We start from the raw sequence: 14,277 nt of genomic DNA on the forward strand, positions 1-14,277 counted from the left end.
GTGGACACACGCGCCGAGGTGGTGATCGAGACCCGGGGTCTGGCCAAGCGGTACCGCGGCACGCTCGCCGTGGACGGCCTGGACCTGCGGGTGCCGCGCGGCAGCGTGTTCGGCTTCCTCGGGCCCAACGGCTCGGGGAAGACCACCACGATCAGGATGCTGCTGGGCCTGATCGCACCGACGGCCGGCAGCGCCAGCCTGCTCGGCCGTCCGATGCCGGCCGCCGCCCGGTCCGTGCTGCCCGAGGTCGGTGCGCTCATCGAGGGCCCGGCCCTGTACGGCTTCCTGTCCGGCCGGGACAATCTGCTGCGGTTCGACGCCGCCGACCCCACCGCCGACCCCCGCACCCGGCCGGCCCGGGTCGGGGCGGCGTTGGACCGGGTGGGGCTGACCGCGGCGGCGGCCAAGAAGGCGAAGGCCTACTCGCTGGGCATGAAACAGCGCCTCGGCCTGGCCGCCGCCCTGTTGCAGCCGCGCGAACTGCTGGTCCTCGACGAGCCGACCAACGGCCTGGACCCGCAGGGCATGCGGGAGATCCGCGCCCTGGTCAGAGAGCTGGCCGCGGACGGCACCACCGTCTTCCTGTCCTCGCACCTGCTGGACGAGATCGAGCAGGTGTGCACGCACGCGGCAGTGATGGCCCGCGGCCGGCTGATCACCCAGGGGCCGGTCGCGGAGCTGTCCGCCGGCGCGCGGGGCCGGCTGGCGGTCGGCACCCCGGATCCGGAGCGGGCCGCGAAGGTGCTGGCGGCCCACGGCGTACGGGAACTGGCCACGGCGGGGGAGCGGATCACCGGCGTGCTGCCCGAGGACCCGCCCGACCTGGCGGAGCTGAACGCGGCGCTGGTCGCGGCCGGTGTCCCGGTCCGGGCCTTCGGTCTGGAGCGGGCCTCCCTGGAGGACGCGTTCGTGGCGTTGACGGGGGAGGGTTTCGATGTCGCGGGCTGAGCTCGACCGCGCCGCGGCCGGTCCGGACGACGGCGCGCCGCCGCCCCCGGCCCGCGCCGCGGCCGTCCGGGCCCCTCGGCTGTGGTGGTCGCTCGGGCTGTTCCGGTCCGAGCTGGTGACGGTCTTCCGCCGCTGGCGCACCCTGGCCCTGCTCGCGGTGCTGGCGGCCGTGCCGCTGCTGGTCGGCATCGCGGTGCGCATCGAGACCGGCGACGGCGGCTCGGCCGGCCGGGGCGGCGACGGAGGCGGCCCGGCGTTCCTCACACAGGTCAGCAACAATGGCCTGTTCCTGACCTTCGCCTCGCTGGCCGCGACCTTGCCGTTCTTCCTGCCGATGGCAGTCGGCGTGATCGCGGGCGACTCGGTGGCCGGTGAGGCGGCCGGCGGCACCCTGCGCTATCTGCTGGTCGCGCCGGCCGGCCGGACCCGGCTGCTGCTGGTCAAGTTCGCCTCGGTGCTCGTCTTCTGTCTGGCCGGCACCCTGGTGGTGGCGGTGTCCGGGCTGGTCGTCGGTGTCGCCCTGTTCCCGGTCGGCGACGTCACCACCCTGTCCGGTACGACCATCCCGCTGTCCGAGGGCATGCTGCGGGGGTTGCTGATCGCTGTCCTGGTCGCGGCCTCCCTGATCGGACTGGCGGCGCTCGGCCTGTTCATCTCCACCCTCACCGACAGCGCGATCGGGGCGATGGCGGGCACCGTGGGCCTGTTGATCACCCTGCAGATCGTCGACAGCATCCCGCAACTGCACGCCGTGCAGCCCTATCTCTTCCCGCACTACTGGCTGAGCTTCGCCGATGTGCTGCGCGACCCCGTGCAGTGGGGCGGCATCGCCAGGAACCTGGGTCTGCAGGCCGTCTACGCGGCGGTGTTCGGCTCGGCGGCCTGGGCCCGGCTCACCAGCCGGGACGTCACGGCCTGAGGAAGGGCTGCTGACCGGTCGCCGGCTCGGGCGCAGGCTCCGATGCCGATGCCGATGCCGATGCCGAAGCCGAAGCCACCGGGTCGGTCGCCGGCGCGGTCGCGGCTGCCGCCGCCGCCGTCGCCGCCGTCGCCGCCAGTGCGACATGGGTGCGGCGGGCGGTCCGCAGCGCGTCCCAGGTGAGCAGGACGAGCGCGGCCCAGACCAGCAGGAAGCCGGCCCAGCGCTCCGGGGGCATCTGCTCGTGGAAGTGGAGGACACCGATCAGGAACTGGAAGATCGGCGCCACGTACTGCATCAGGCCGATCGTGCTGAGCGGCAGCCGGGTCGCGGACATGCCGAAGCAGATGAGCGGTATCGCGGTGACCAGCCCGCAGGCGGCCAGCAGCGAGGCGTGGCCGGGCCCGTGGTCGGTGAAGGTCGAGTCGCCGCGGGCGCCCAGCACCAGCAGGAAGACCAGCGCCGGCAGGAACTGCACGGAGGTCTCCGCGGCCAGCGACTCCAGCCCGCCCATCGCGATCTTCTTCTTGACCAGGCCGTAGATGCCGAAGGAGAAGGCGAGGGTGAGCGCGATCCACGGCAGCCGGCCGTAGCCGATGGTGAGCACCACCACCGAGAGCGCCCCGATGCCGACCGCCACCCATTGCACCGGCCGCAGCCGCTCGTGCAGCACCAGCACGCCCAGCGCGATCGTCACCAGCGGGTTGATGAAGTAGCCGAGCGCCGTCTCCACCACATGGCCGGAGTTGACGCCCCAGATGTACATGCCCCAGTTCACCGACACCACGACGGCCGCGAGCGCCACCAGGGCGAGCCGCTTCGGCTGCCGGACCAACTCGCCCAGCCACGCCCAGCGCCGCAGCACCAGCAGGATGGCGGCGACCACGACCAGCGACCACACCATCCGGTGAGCCAGGATCTCCAGTGAGCCGGCCGGTTTCAGCAGCGGCCAGTACAACGGGAACAGGCCCCACAAGCCGTAAGCCGCGAAGCCGTACACCAGACCCGTACGCTGCTCGCCCATCCCCGGTTCCTCCCCCACGCGCCGCCGGCCGTCCCTCGACCGGTCCGACGGTAGCGGCGGCGGGTCGGCCTGTCATGTCTGTTCCACAGAACGGTCATGACAGGCCGGTCCGAGGAGTCCGGATCCGGCCCGAGGAGTCCGGCCGGCCCGGCGCGTCAGCCCTTGAGCGCCGCCGCCACCGTCTCCCGCAGCGGCGTCGTGGGCCGGCCGATCAGCCGGGCGAGGTTGCCGCTGGTCCCGGCCAGCAGGCCCAGCCCGATCGCCCGGTCCACGTCCACCAGCACATCGGCGAACGCCGCCGGCAGGCCCGCCCCCAGCAGCACCGCCCGGTAGTCCTCGGCGCTCACGTTCCGGTAGGCGATCTCCCGGCCGGTCAGCTCGCCGACCAGCGCCGCGTACTCGGCCAGGCTCCAGGCCGTGTCGCCGCTCAGCTCGTACGCCCGACCCTCGTGACCCTCGCCGGCCAGCACCACCGCGGCGGCGGCCGCGTAGTCGGCGCGGGCGGCCGAGGCGATCCGGCCGTCACCCGCGGCGGCGACCACCGCGCCGTGCTCCAGCACCGTCGGGAGATTCTGCGTGTAGACCTCGGTGTACCAGCCGTGGCGCAGGAAGACGTACGACAGCCCGGAGGCCAGGACCAGCTGTTCGGTGGCCTTGTGCTCGTCGGCCAGCACGAAATCGGCGTCGGGCCCGCCGAGCGCCCCGGTGTAGGCCAGCAGCGCCACCCCGGCGCCCGCGGCCGCCTCCACCACCGCGTTGTGCTGCGGTATGCGCCGGCCCACCTCGCTCCCCGAGATGAGCAGCACCCGGTCACCGGCCCGGAAGGCGTCCTTCAGGGTGGGCGGCTGGTCGTAGTCGGCGATCCGCAGTTCCACGCCCTGCGCGGCGAGGTCGGCGGCCTTGCCCGCGTCCCGCACCACCGCGGCGATCTCCCCGGCGGCGGTCCCGCGGGCCAGCAGTTCCGCGACGACCAGGCGGCCGAGATGCCCGCTGGCTCCGGTGACGACGATGCTCATGATCTGCTCCCGTTGTGCGCTGATGTACGGCGCTGCCGTACCTGCGTCCGCCGCTTTCCGGGCATGCCCCGTGCTTCCCGTGCGGCGGCATCCACCGTAACCTGCGCACTATCCCGGGGATAGTACCCACCTTGGAGTAGGGTACGTACATGAAAGTAATCTGCCCGGAGCGAGCCGTCCTGGAGCACCTCACCAGCCGCTGGGGCGTCCTGGCGCTGATCGCCCTGCTGGACGGCACCCGCCGGTTCAGCGAACTGCGCCGGGAGATCGGCGGGGTGAGCGAGAAGATGCTCACCCAGACGCTGCGCACCCTGGAGCGGGACGGCTTCGTCCGCCGGCAGGCCCGCCCGGTGATCCCGCCCCACGTCGACTACGCCCTCACTCCGCTCGGCGAGCAGGCCGCCCGCCAGGTCCGGGCGCTGTCCCGGTGGACCGAGGAGCACGTACCGCAGGTGGTGGCGGCCCGGGAGGAGTACGACGCCCGGACGGCGACGGCGGGTTAGCGGCGCCCCGGCCGGTCACCCCGGCCGGTCACCCCGGCCGGTCACCCCGGCCGGTCACCCCGGCCGGTCACCCCGGCCGGTCACCGGGTTCGAGAACCCGGTGGCGGACATGCGGACGCGGCGATGCCCGGCCCGGAGACATCCCGGACCGGGCATCATGCCGTCGGCGTCGGCGTCCGCGTCGGCGCGTACCGACCCGCGTACCGACCGCGTACCGCTGCCTCAGCCGACCGTCCAGGTGTCGCTGCCGGCCAGCAGCGACGCCAGGTCACCCTTGCCCTGCCGCACCACGGCCTGCTCCAGCTGTTCGGCCATGTCCGTGTCGTAGACCGGCCGGCTGATGTCCCGCAGCACACCGATCGGCGTGTGGTGGAGGGTGTCGGCGTCGGCCAGCCGGGACAGGGCGAAGGCGTTGGTCGGGCTGGCGGCGTGCGCGTCGTGGACGAGGACCCGCTCGGCGCCCTCGGTCGCGACGTCGACGACCGCCAGGTCGCCGGTGGCGGGGTCGCGGACGACGCCCTTGCCGCCCAGGCCGTCACCGCCCTGCTCCTCGCCGAACGGAGCGCCGAAGCGGATCGGCTGCCCGTGCTCCAGCCGGATCAGCGCCTCCAGCGCGGTGTCCCGGTCCTTCAGGGTGTCGAAGGCGCCGTCGTTGAAGATGTTGCAGTTCTGGTAGATCTCCACCAGCGCGGTGCCCTGATGGGCCGCCGCCGCCCGCAGCACGCCCTGCAGGTGCTTGCGGTCCGAGTCGATGGTGCGGGCCACGAAGGAGGCCTCCGCGCCCAGCGCCAGCGAGATCGGGTTGAAGGGGGCGTCCAGCGAACCCATCGGCGTCGACTTGGTGATCTTGCCGATCTCCGAAGTGGGGCTGTACTGGCCCTTGGTCAGCCCGTAGATCCGGTTGTTGAACAGCAGGATCTTCAAGTTGACGTTGCGGCGCAGCGCGTGGATCAGGTGGTTGCCGCCGATGGACAGCGCGTCCCCGTCACCGGTGACCACCCACACGCTCAAGTCCCGCCGCGAGGCGGCCAGTCCGGTGGCGATCGCGGGGGCCCGGCCGTGGATCGAGTGCATGCCGTAGGTGTTCATGTAGTACGGGAAGCGGCTGGAGCAGCCGATCCCGGACACGAACACCACGTTCTCCCGGGCCAGTCCGAGCTCGGGCATGAAGGACTGGACGGCGGCCAGGACCGCGTAGTCCCCGCAGCCCGGGCACCAGCGCACCTCCTGGTCGGACTTGAAGTCCTTCATGCTCTGCTGGGCTTCCGCCTTGGGTACCAGAGCCAGTGCCTCAGACAGCCCCATGCTTCTCAACCCCTCCCATACCGGGGACGTCATCGCTGACGCCCGCGCTCAGTTCGGTGATGGCCGTGGCCAACTGCTCGGCCTTGAACGGCAGTCCGGTGACCTGGTTGTACGACAGCGCGTCCACCAGGTACTTGGCCCGCAGCAGATGCGCCAGCTGGCCCAGGTTCATCTCCGGCACGATGACCCGCTCGTAGGCCGCCAGCACACTGCCGAGGTTGGCGGGGAAGGGGTTGAGATTCCGCAGATGCGCCTGCGCGACCCGGCCGCCCCCGGCCCGGATGCGCCGCACCGCCGCGGTGATCGGCCCGTAGGTCGAGCCCCAGCCCAGCACCAGCGTGGTCGCCGAACCGTCCGGGTCGTCCACCGCCACGTCCGGCACCGTGATGCCGTCGATCTTGGCCTGCCGGGTGCGGACCATGAAGTCGTGGTTGGCCGGGTCGTAGCTGATGTTGCCCGTACCGTCCTGCTTCTCGATCCCGCCGATCCGGTGCTCGAGCCCCGGCGTGCCGGGCACGGCCCACGGCCGCGCGAGCGTCTGCGGGTCGCGCAGGTAGGGCCAGAAGGACTCGGTGCCGTCCTCGGCGGTGTGATTGGGACCGGAGGCGAACCGCACCCGCAGGTCCGGCAGTTCGGCGGTGTCCGGGACCCGCCATGGCTCCGAGCCGTTGGCCAGGTACCCGTCCGACAGCAGCAGCACCGGAGTGCGGTAGGTGACCGCGATCCGGGCCGCCTCCAGCGCCGCGTCGAAGCAGTCCGCGGCGGTGGCGGGCGCCACGATCGGCACCGGCGCCTCGCCGTTGCGCCCGTACATCGCCTGCAGCAGGTCCGCCTGCTCGGTCTTCGTCGGCATGCCGGTGGACGGACCGCCGCGCTGGATGTCCACGATCAGCAGCGGCAGCTCCAGGCTGACCGCCAGCCCGATCGTCTCCGACTTCAGCGCGACGCCGGGCCCGGACGTCGTCGTCACCGCCAGCGAGCCGCCGAAAGCGGCCCCCAGCGCGGCGCCGATCGCGGCGATCTCGTCCTCCGCCTGGAAGGTGCGCACGCCGAAGTTCTTGTGCTTCGACAGTTCGTGCAGGATGTCGGAGGCCGGGGTGATCGGGTAGGAGCCCAGGAACAGCGGCAGCCCGCTCTGGGTGGCCGCGGCGATCAGGCCGTAGGACAGCGCCAGGTTTCCGGAGATGTTCCGGTAGACGCCGGCCGGGAAGGCCGAGGAGGCCGGCTGCACCTCGTAGGAGACCGCGAAGTCCTCGGTGGTCTCGCCGAAGTTCCAGCCCGCCCGGAAGGCGGTGACATTCGCCTCCGCGATGTCCGGCTTCTTGGCGAACTTCTTCCGCAGGAACGCCTCGGTGCCCTGCGTCGGCCGGTGGTACATCCAGGAGAGCAGGCCGAGCGCGAACATGTTCTTGGCCCGCTCGGCGTCCTTCCGGGCCAGCCCGGAGTCCTTCAGCGCCTCCAGCGTCAGGGTGGTCAGCGGAACCGGGTGCACCGAGTACCCGGTCAGCGTCTCGTCCTCCAGCGGGCTGGCCGGCCACCCGACCTTCGCCATCGCCCGCTTGGTGAACTCGTCGGTGTCGACGATGATCTCCGCGCCCCGCGGCATGTCCCCGAGATTCGCCTTCAGCGCCGCCGGGTTCATGGCCACCAGGACGTCGGGCGCGTCGCCCGGCGTGAGGATGTCGTGGTCCGCGAAGTGCAACTGGAACGACGACACCCCGGGAAGGGTCCCCGCGGGCGCGCGGATCTCCGCCGGGAAGTTCGGCAGCGTGGAGAGATCGTTGCCGAACGCCGCCGTCTCCGAGGTGAAGCGGTCCCCGGTCAACTGCATGCCGTCCCCGGAGTCCCCGGCGAACCGGATGATCACCCGGTCGAGCCGTTTGGTCTCCTTGGCGGGGTTGCGCTGTTCGCCCTGTCCGACCGCGGTGACGGGCGGATGACCTGCGCCTGCGCTAGTGGGGCTGCTGACCTGGCTGGTCACTGAAACGGACCTCCCTCGGGGCGGCGACGTACCGGCCATCGTACGTCGGTAAGGGTCGCCTTCCCCGTACGTCCCGGAATGTGGATCGAACGGGTCCACCGGAAGGGCCTCCGGACAGGACCGGCAAAACGGCCGGGCGCCCGGCTGGAGCGCCCGGCCGCGGGGGCGGCCTGTCAACAAAGCTACGATCTGAGGTAGGTCAAAACTGCCAGCACCCGGCGGTGATCCCCGTCACTCGGCGCCAGGCCCAGCTTCAGGAAGATGTTGCTGACGTGCTTCTCCACCGCGCCGTCGCTGACCACCAGCTGCTTGGCCACCGCTGAGTTCGTCCGGCCCTCCGCCATCAGCCCCAGCACCTCCCGCTCGCGCGGGGTCAGCCCGGCCAGCACGTCCTGCTTCCGGCTGCGGCCCAGCAGCTGGGCGACCACCTCGGGGTCCAGCGCGGTGCCGCCCTGGGCGACCCGCACCACCGCGTCCACGAACTCCCGGACATCGGCCACCCGGTCCTTGAGCAGATAGCCCACCCCGCGGCTGGAACCGGCCAGCAGCTCGGTGGCGTACTGCTCCTCCACGTACTGCGACAGCACCAGCACGCCCACCGCCGGGTGGTCGCGCCGCAGCTGTACGGCCGCGCGCACCCCCTCGTCGGTGTGCGTCGGCGGCATCCGCACGTCGGCCACCACCACATCGGGCGGCGCGCCCTGCCCGGCGAGTTCGTCCACCGCCTTCAGCAGACCCACCGCGTCGCCCACCCCGGCCACCACATCGTGGCCCCGGTCGGTCAGCAGCCGGGTCAGGCCCTCCCGAAGCAGCACCGAGTCCTCGGCGATGACCACCCGCACCCTGTCCTCCACCGTTCCGCAGCCCCCCGTTTTCGCAATCCGACCTCCCCAGCATTCCAGCATCGGCGGGGGAATGGGGAATACGGTGCGGGTGGGCAAGGTTGCGCCCGCCGGTCGAGGGGCGCCGCAATCGGAGGGCGCCGTGCTCAGCCGGCGCCCAGGGGAGAGGAGAACGTGTGCGCGCGGTCGGTTTCGACGTCAACGGCGGCCCCGAGGTGCTGCGGCCGGTGCGGCTTCCGGTACCGGAGCCCGGCCCCGGCCAGATCCTGATCCGTGTCGCCTACGCCGGCGTCAACCACGGGGAGATGCAGCAGCGGCTCGGTGACTTCGGCGCGCCCGACGGCATCCAGGTACCCGGCCTCGAAGTCTCCGGCGAGGTCGCCGCGCTGGGCCCGGACGTCACCGGCCTGGCCTGCGGCGACCCCGTCGCCGCCTACCTGCCGGACGGCGGCGGCTACGCCGAGTACGCCGTCGCGCCCGCCGCCTTCGCCTACCCCCTCGACGGGATCTCGCTGCGCGACGGCGGCGGCGCGGCCCTGGCGCTCACCACCGCCTACGGCGTCCTGGCCGGCGCGGCCCGGCTCACCCCCGGCGACACCGTCCTCATCCACGCCGCGGCCGGCGGCGTCGGCTCGGCCGCCGCCCAGATCGCCCGCGCCCTGGGCGCCGCCGCCGTCCACGGCACCGTCAGCTCGGCCGCCAAGGCCGACTACGCCAAACGCTTCGGCTACGACGCGGTCCATCTGCGGGACGGCTTCGCCGCGCACATCTCCGATGTCGACATCGTGCTCGACCCCATCGGCGGCCCGGTCCGCCAGACCAGCCTCGCCGTGCTGGCCCCCTTCGGCCGGCTCGCCGTCTACGGCGAGGCGGCCCGCCGCCCCGACCTCACCCTCCCCGTCCTCACCTTCCGCCGCCACAACCGCACCCTGGCGGGTTACGACATCACCGACCTCGCCACCCGCGCCCCCACCCTCGTCCGCTCCCACGCCCTGTCCGCCCTGTCCCTGCTCGCCTCGGGCGCGATCCGCCTCGACATCAGCACGGAGCTTCCCCTCTCGGCGGCAGCCGAGGCCCACGAGACCTTGCAGGCGGGTCTGAACGTGGGAAAGACCCTGCTGCGCGTGACATGAGGGCCGCGGCGGCCCGGCCCGAACCGTGACAGGGCCGGGCCCTTTCGGCCCGGCCCCGCGCCCGCGGTCCCGTACGCCCGCTGCCCCCTACGTCCGCCGCCCCCCGCCCCCGCCGCCCCTACGCCCGCCAGGGCAGCTCCGCCGTGATCCGGGTCGGCCCTCCGGCCGGCGAGTCCACCACCAGCACGCCGTCGACCGAGTCGAGCCGTTCCGCCAGTCCCGCCAGCCCCGACCCCGCCGCCACCGAGGCCCCGCCGCGCCCGTTGTCGGAGACCTGCAGCAGCATGCGGTCCTCGACCCGCCACACGTCGACCACCGCGCGGGAAGCGCCACTGTGCTTGCTGACGTTCTGCAGCAGCTCGGAGACGGTGAAGTAGGCGATCCCCTCGATGGCCGGCACCGGCCGGGCCGGCAGCTCCACGGTCACCTCCACCGGCACGGTGCACCGCGCCGCCACCGCCGACATCGCCGGCCCGATCCCGCGGTCGGTGAGGATCGCCGGGTGGATGCCGCGCGCCAGGTCCCGCAGCTCCTGCAGGGCCACCTTGACCTCGCCGTGCGCCTCGTCCACCATCCGCGCCCCCACTTCCGGGTCCTCCAGCAGCTTCTCCTTGGCCAGGCCGAGGTCCATCGCCAGCGCCACCAGCCGGGCCTGGGCGCCGTCGTGCAGATCGCGCTCGATCCGGCGCAGGTCGGCGGCGGCGGTGTCCACCACCGCTCCGCGGTCCGACTCCAGCTCGGTGACCCGGTGGTCGAGCAGGGACGGCCCCAGCAGCCCGGAGACCAGCAGCCGGTCCACGTGCGCCATACCGCGGATCACCCACGGCGAGGCCAGCACCAGCAGCGCGCCGACCACGACGGACAGCGCCATGTCCAGCGGGGTGTGCAGCCACCAGCCGTGCCGGTCGGCGCCGCTGCCGCCGCCGTAGATCTGCAGGCCCTGCTGCCCGAAGTAGACCGGGAAGACCCAGCGCCACAGCGGATACGTCAACAGGCCCCAGCCGTAGGTGAAGAAGCTGATCGCCACGCTGAAGGTGACCACACCCCACGGGAAGTGCAGCAGGCAGTAGACCGCGTGCCGCCAGTTGACGCCGCTGCCGAGCTGGGCGCCGAGCCGGCCGAGCAGGCCGCGGCTGCGGCTGCGCACCGGGGCCGGCTCCTCGATGTCGAGCCACAGCAGGGAACGGGCCCGGGAGCGCTCCACGTACCCGATCACCCGGCAGCCGCCGAGCGCCAGCACCAGCACCGGCAGCCCGATGAAGGTGATCAGCAGCCCCGCGCCGAGCGACAGCATCGTCACGGTCCAGACGAAGCCGGCGACGCCCATCGGCAGATTGAGCAGCAGGTAGGCGAACTCGCGCCAGGTCCGTGCCTCCACCGGCGCCCGCAGTCCCACCGGCAGCCGGTGCGCGCGTTCGTCGGTCTCCTCGATCGGGATGCCGTACGCCATGGTCGGGACCGTCCTTTCCGCACTGCTCGTCATACCCACAGCCTCGCGCCGGGGCGAGCGGGAACCCATGGTGCGGATCGGCGTCTTGAGGGTGGGGCTATCCCCACCTCGGGGCTACCGGCCGGCGTCGGCCTTGCGGAACTCCCGGTTCCGCCAGGGCAGTTCCGCGGTGACCGTGGTCGGCCCGCCGACCGGCGAGCTGACCACGAACAGCCCGTCCACCGAGTCCAGCCGCTCGGCCAGCCCCGCCAGCCCCGACCCCGAGGAGACGTCCGCGCCGCCCTGCCCGTCGTCCTCGACCTGGATCATCAGCCGGTCCTCGACCCGCCAGACATCCACCGAGGCGCGGCGGGCCCGGCTGTGCTTGCTGACGTTCTGCAGCAGCTCGGAGACGGTGAAGTAGGCGATCCCCTCGATCGCCTCGGCCGGCCGGGCCGGCAGCTCCACCGTGACCGAGACCGGCACCGTGCAGCGGGTGGCGACCGACGACAGGGCCGCGTCCAGGCCGCGGTCGGTGAGGATCGCCGGGTGGATGCCGCGCGCCAGGTCCCGCAGCTCCTGGAGGGCCACCTTGACCTCGCCGTGCGCCTCGCCGACCATCCGGGCGGCCGCCTCCGGGTCCTCCAGCAGCTTCTCCTTGGCCAGGCCGAGGTCCATCGCCAGTGCCACCAGCCGGGCCTGGGCGCCGTCGTGCAGATCGCGCTCGATCCGGCGCAGGTCGGCGGCGGCGGTGTCCACCACCACACCGCGGTCCGACTCCAGCTCGGCGATCCGCCGTTCCAGCTCGTCCGACGGCTGGAGCAGGCCGCGTACCAGCGACCGGTCCACGTTCGCCATGCCCCGGGACAGGTACGGCAGCACCGGCCACAGCACGAACAGCGAGGTCAGCGTCAGGGTGAAGGTCACGATGCCCCAGGGCAGCCGGATCGCGAAGTACAGCGCGTGCCGCCAGGCCACCGGGTCCTTCAGCGTCGCCCACAGCCACGGCAGGAAGCCCACCGTGCCCGGCCGCAGCGGGCTCGGCTCGTCCACCCGGACCCCCAGCAGGGCGCGGGCCCTGGCCCGCTCCGCCCTGCCCAGCAGGCGGCAGCCCATCAGCCCCACCGCCAGCAGCGGCAGGCCGATCACGGTCACGGACAGGCCCGCACCGAGAGTGAGCGTCGTGACCACGTAGACGAAGCCGACGATGGCCTCCACGAGGTTCAGCAGCAGATGGGCGATCTCCCGCCATGTCACCGCGTCGAACATCGCGAAGCGGGCCGGCGGCAGCGGTTCCGACGGCGTGGAGGCGGAGGCGCCCGGCGCGGGCAAGGTGTTCATCCTCCCAGCCTGCCGGGCCCGGGGCCGGGCCCGCCATGGGGTGGGCCGTCCGGGCGAGGTGGGGTTATCCCCCGGTATGCCGGTGGCCTGGTGAAAGGAAAGGGGACGGGGGATGCGCCGGTGAAGCCAGGGCCTAGACTCCCTCCGTATAAATCGTCTAAAGATCCTCCGGGTCGCTGGACACCACCGGTCAACGATGAAACGAGGGGCGGACGGACGTGGACTACTTCCACGGCTACTCGGTCGTCGGCCTGGTCGCGGTCGTCGGTGTGCTCTTCGTATCGGTCGCCTTCGCCAGCGGCCGGCTCCTGCGGCCGGTCGTGCCGACCCGGGAGAAGATGCTCACCTACGAGTGCGGGGTCGACCCGGTCGGCGAGGGCTGGGCGCACACCCAGGTCCGCTACTACGTGTACTCCTTCCTGTATGTGATCTTCGCCGTCGACGCGATCTATCTCTTCCCCTGGGCGACGATCTTCGCCGCGCCGGGCTTCGGCGGCGCCACGCTGGTCGAGATGTTCGTCTTCATCGGTTTTCTCGCGGTCGGGCTGCTCTACGCCTGGAAGAAGGGCGTCCTCGCATGGACCTGACGTCGGGAGCCGGTACGGGAGCCGGCGCGGGAGCGGGGTCCGGCGCGGACGGCGCTGCGGACATCGGTACGGACGGCGCTGCGGAGACCGGGCACGCGGAACTGCTGCCCGAGCCCCGGCGGCTGGGCCCGCTGGCCAGGCTGGCGCCCGAGCCGATGAAGGTGGTGCTCAACTGGGGCCGCCGCTACAGCCTGTGGGTCTTCAACTTCGGACTGGCCTGCTGCGCGATCGAGTTCATCGCCGCCTCCATGTCCCGGCACGACTTCATCCGGCTCGGCGTGATCCCGTTCGCCCCCGGACCGCGGCAGGCCGACCTGATGGTGGTGTCCGGCACCGTCACCGACAAGATGGCGCCGGCCGTCAGGCGGCTCTACGAGCAGATGCCCGAGCCGAAGTACGTCATCTCCTTCGGCGCCTGCTCCAACTGCGGCGGACCCTACTGGGACTCGTACTCGGTGACCAAGGGCGTCGACCAGATCATCCCGGTCGACGTCTACGTGCCCGGCTGCCCGCCGCGGCCCGAGGCGCTGCTCCAGGGCATCCTCAAGCTCCAGGAGAAGATCGCCCGGGAGTCGCTGGGCGAGCGGTACGCGACCGGCGCCCCTGCCGGTGCCCCGGGCGATGCCACCGCCGGGAGCGCGTCCGCCGCGGGCCGTCCGTCCGCCGCCGCGCTGACCAGCGGGCTCGTCCCGCCGCCGGAGGCCGCGCGGTGACCGGATGGCTGCCGGGCGAGGCCGAGGCGCTCTTCGGCGCGGGAGCGGTCGCGCAGGAGGCGTACGACCTGCTGACCGTCGACGTGCCGCCGGGCTCCTGGATCGCGGCGCTGACCACCGCCCGCGACGAGCTGGGCTGCACCTTCTTCGACTGGCTGAGCGCGGTCGACGAACCCGGCACCGGCTTCCAGGTGTGCGCCCATGTGGTGCGGCTGGAGGGCGGCCCGCGCCGGCTGCTGATCCGCACCACCGTGCCGTACGACGCCGCCGAACTGCCCACCGCGACCGGCGTCTTCGCCGGCGCGGGCTGGCACGAGCGGGAGACGCACGAGATGTTCGGTGTCGGCTTCGGCGGCCACCCGCACCTGGCGCCGCTGCTGCTGCCCGACGAGTTCGAAGGCCACCCGCTGCGCAAGGACTTCGTGCTGGCCGCCCGGGTCGCCAAGGCGTGGCCGGGCGCGAAGGAGCCGGGCGAGTCGCACGACGGCGGCCCGAACGGCGCCAGATGCAGCCGCCCGGGGTGCCCGACCCCAATG

Annotated in this window: 13 protein-coding genes and 1 pseudogene; 7 read left to right on the top strand and 7 right to left on the bottom strand. The window is 72.7% G+C overall.

Annotation, left to right across the window (positions count from 1 at the left end; all coding sequences use genetic code 11):
* Both GA0115240_RS09845 and GA0115240_RS09850 read left to right on the top strand, forming a co-directional pair.
* Positions 1 to 948 carry an ABC transporter ATP-binding protein gene (locus tag GA0115240_RS09845; protein ID WP_093736276.1) on the top strand — a complete coding sequence of 316 codons (948 nt, stop codon included), beginning with the start codon at positions 1 to 3 and terminating at the stop codon, positions 946 to 948.
* Positions 935 to 1,867: an ABC transporter permease gene (locus tag GA0115240_RS09850; protein ID WP_093736277.1), complete on the top strand. Its 933-nt coding sequence runs from the start codon at positions 935 to 937 to the stop codon at positions 1,865 to 1,867. Before GA0115240_RS09845 ends, GA0115240_RS09850 begins: the two co-directional genes overlap by 14 nt.
* Here GA0115240_RS09850 and rarD read toward each other — a convergent pair.
* Positions 1,857 to 2,891 carry an EamA family transporter RarD gene (rarD, locus tag GA0115240_RS09855; RefSeq protein WP_093736278.1) on the bottom strand — a complete coding sequence of 345 codons (1,035 nt, stop codon included), beginning with the start codon at positions 2,889 to 2,891 and terminating at the stop codon, positions 1,857 to 1,859. The two genes, GA0115240_RS09850 and rarD, sit on opposite strands and share 11 nt — an antisense overlap.
* A gap of 155 nt (positions 2,892 to 3,046) precedes the next feature.
* Entirely contained in the window at positions 3,047 to 3,907 is an 861-nt protein-coding gene (locus tag GA0115240_RS09860; protein WP_093736279.1) for an NAD(P)H-binding protein, read from the bottom strand.
* A gap of 149 nt (positions 3,908 to 4,056) precedes the next feature.
* Between GA0115240_RS09860 and GA0115240_RS09865 the strand changes: the two genes are divergently transcribed.
* Positions 4,057 to 4,410, top strand: a complete 354-nt coding sequence (locus GA0115240_RS09865; RefSeq protein WP_093736280.1) for a winged helix-turn-helix transcriptional regulator — start codon at positions 4,057 to 4,059, stop codon at positions 4,408 to 4,410.
* A 222-nt stretch (positions 4,411 to 4,632) separates the two neighbouring features.
* Here GA0115240_RS09865 and GA0115240_RS09870 read toward each other — a convergent pair whose 3' ends face one another.
* From GA0115240_RS09870 to GA0115240_RS09880, 3 genes are all read right to left on the bottom strand, one after another.
* Complete coding sequence (locus tag GA0115240_RS09870) at positions 4,633 to 5,715, bottom strand: 2-oxoacid:ferredoxin oxidoreductase subunit beta (protein WP_370673309.1); 1,083 nt, start codon at positions 5,713 to 5,715, stop codon at positions 4,633 to 4,635.
* Positions 5,702 to 7,696, bottom strand: coding sequence for a 2-oxoacid:acceptor oxidoreductase subunit alpha (locus GA0115240_RS09875; RefSeq protein WP_370673310.1), 1,995 nt, complete (start codon positions 7,694 to 7,696; stop codon positions 5,702 to 5,704). The genes GA0115240_RS09870 and GA0115240_RS09875 overlap by 14 nt, the downstream gene beginning before the upstream one ends.
* Before the next feature lie 182 nt (positions 7,697 to 7,878).
* Entirely contained in the window at positions 7,879 to 8,538 is a 660-nt protein-coding gene (locus GA0115240_RS09880) for a response regulator transcription factor (protein ID WP_093736283.1), read from the bottom strand.
* Positions 8,539 to 8,714: 176 nt separating this feature from the next.
* Here GA0115240_RS09880 and GA0115240_RS39000 point away from each other — a divergent pair, with 176 nt between their 5' ends.
* Positions 8,715 to 9,671: a quinone oxidoreductase family protein gene (locus GA0115240_RS39000; protein ID WP_093736284.1), complete on the top strand. Its 957-nt coding sequence runs from the start codon at positions 8,715 to 8,717 to the stop codon at positions 9,669 to 9,671.
* A 118-nt stretch (positions 9,672 to 9,789) separates the two neighbouring features.
* Here the strand turns inward: GA0115240_RS39000 and GA0115240_RS09890 are convergent, their stop codons facing one another.
* Complete coding sequence (locus GA0115240_RS09890) at positions 9,790 to 11,121, bottom strand: sensor histidine kinase (RefSeq protein ID WP_093736285.1); 1,332 nt, start codon at positions 11,119 to 11,121, stop codon at positions 9,790 to 9,792.
* Between the two features lie 114 nt (positions 11,122 to 11,235).
* Entirely contained in the window at positions 11,236 to 12,441 is a 1,206-nt protein-coding gene (locus GA0115240_RS09895; protein WP_093736286.1) for a sensor histidine kinase, read from the bottom strand.
* Positions 12,442 to 12,659: 218 nt separating this feature from the next.
* On the opposite strand from GA0115240_RS09895, the gene GA0115240_RS37960 reads away from it, so the two are divergent.
* The 3 genes and pseudogenes from GA0115240_RS37960 to GA0115240_RS09910 all read left to right on the top strand — a co-directional run.
* Positions 12,660 to 13,028, top strand: coding sequence for an NADH-quinone oxidoreductase subunit A (locus tag GA0115240_RS37960; protein ID WP_093736287.1), 369 nt, complete (start codon positions 12,660 to 12,662; stop codon positions 13,026 to 13,028).
* Positions 13,019 to 13,741 carry an NADH-quinone oxidoreductase subunit B gene (locus GA0115240_RS09905; RefSeq protein ID WP_237554758.1) on the top strand — a complete coding sequence of 241 codons (723 nt, stop codon included), beginning with the start codon at positions 13,019 to 13,021 and terminating at the stop codon, positions 13,739 to 13,741. Before GA0115240_RS37960 ends, GA0115240_RS09905 begins: the two co-directional genes overlap by 10 nt.
* Positions 13,738 to 14,277: pseudogene (locus GA0115240_RS09910) on the top strand (NADH-quinone oxidoreductase subunit C); the annotation flags it as partial. The gene GA0115240_RS09905 and the pseudogene GA0115240_RS09910, both read left to right, overlap by 4 nt.

Source organism: Streptomyces sp. DvalAA-14, from assembly GCF_900091855.1.
Taxonomy (GTDB): domain Bacteria; phylum Actinomycetota; class Actinomycetes; order Streptomycetales; family Streptomycetaceae; genus Actinacidiphila.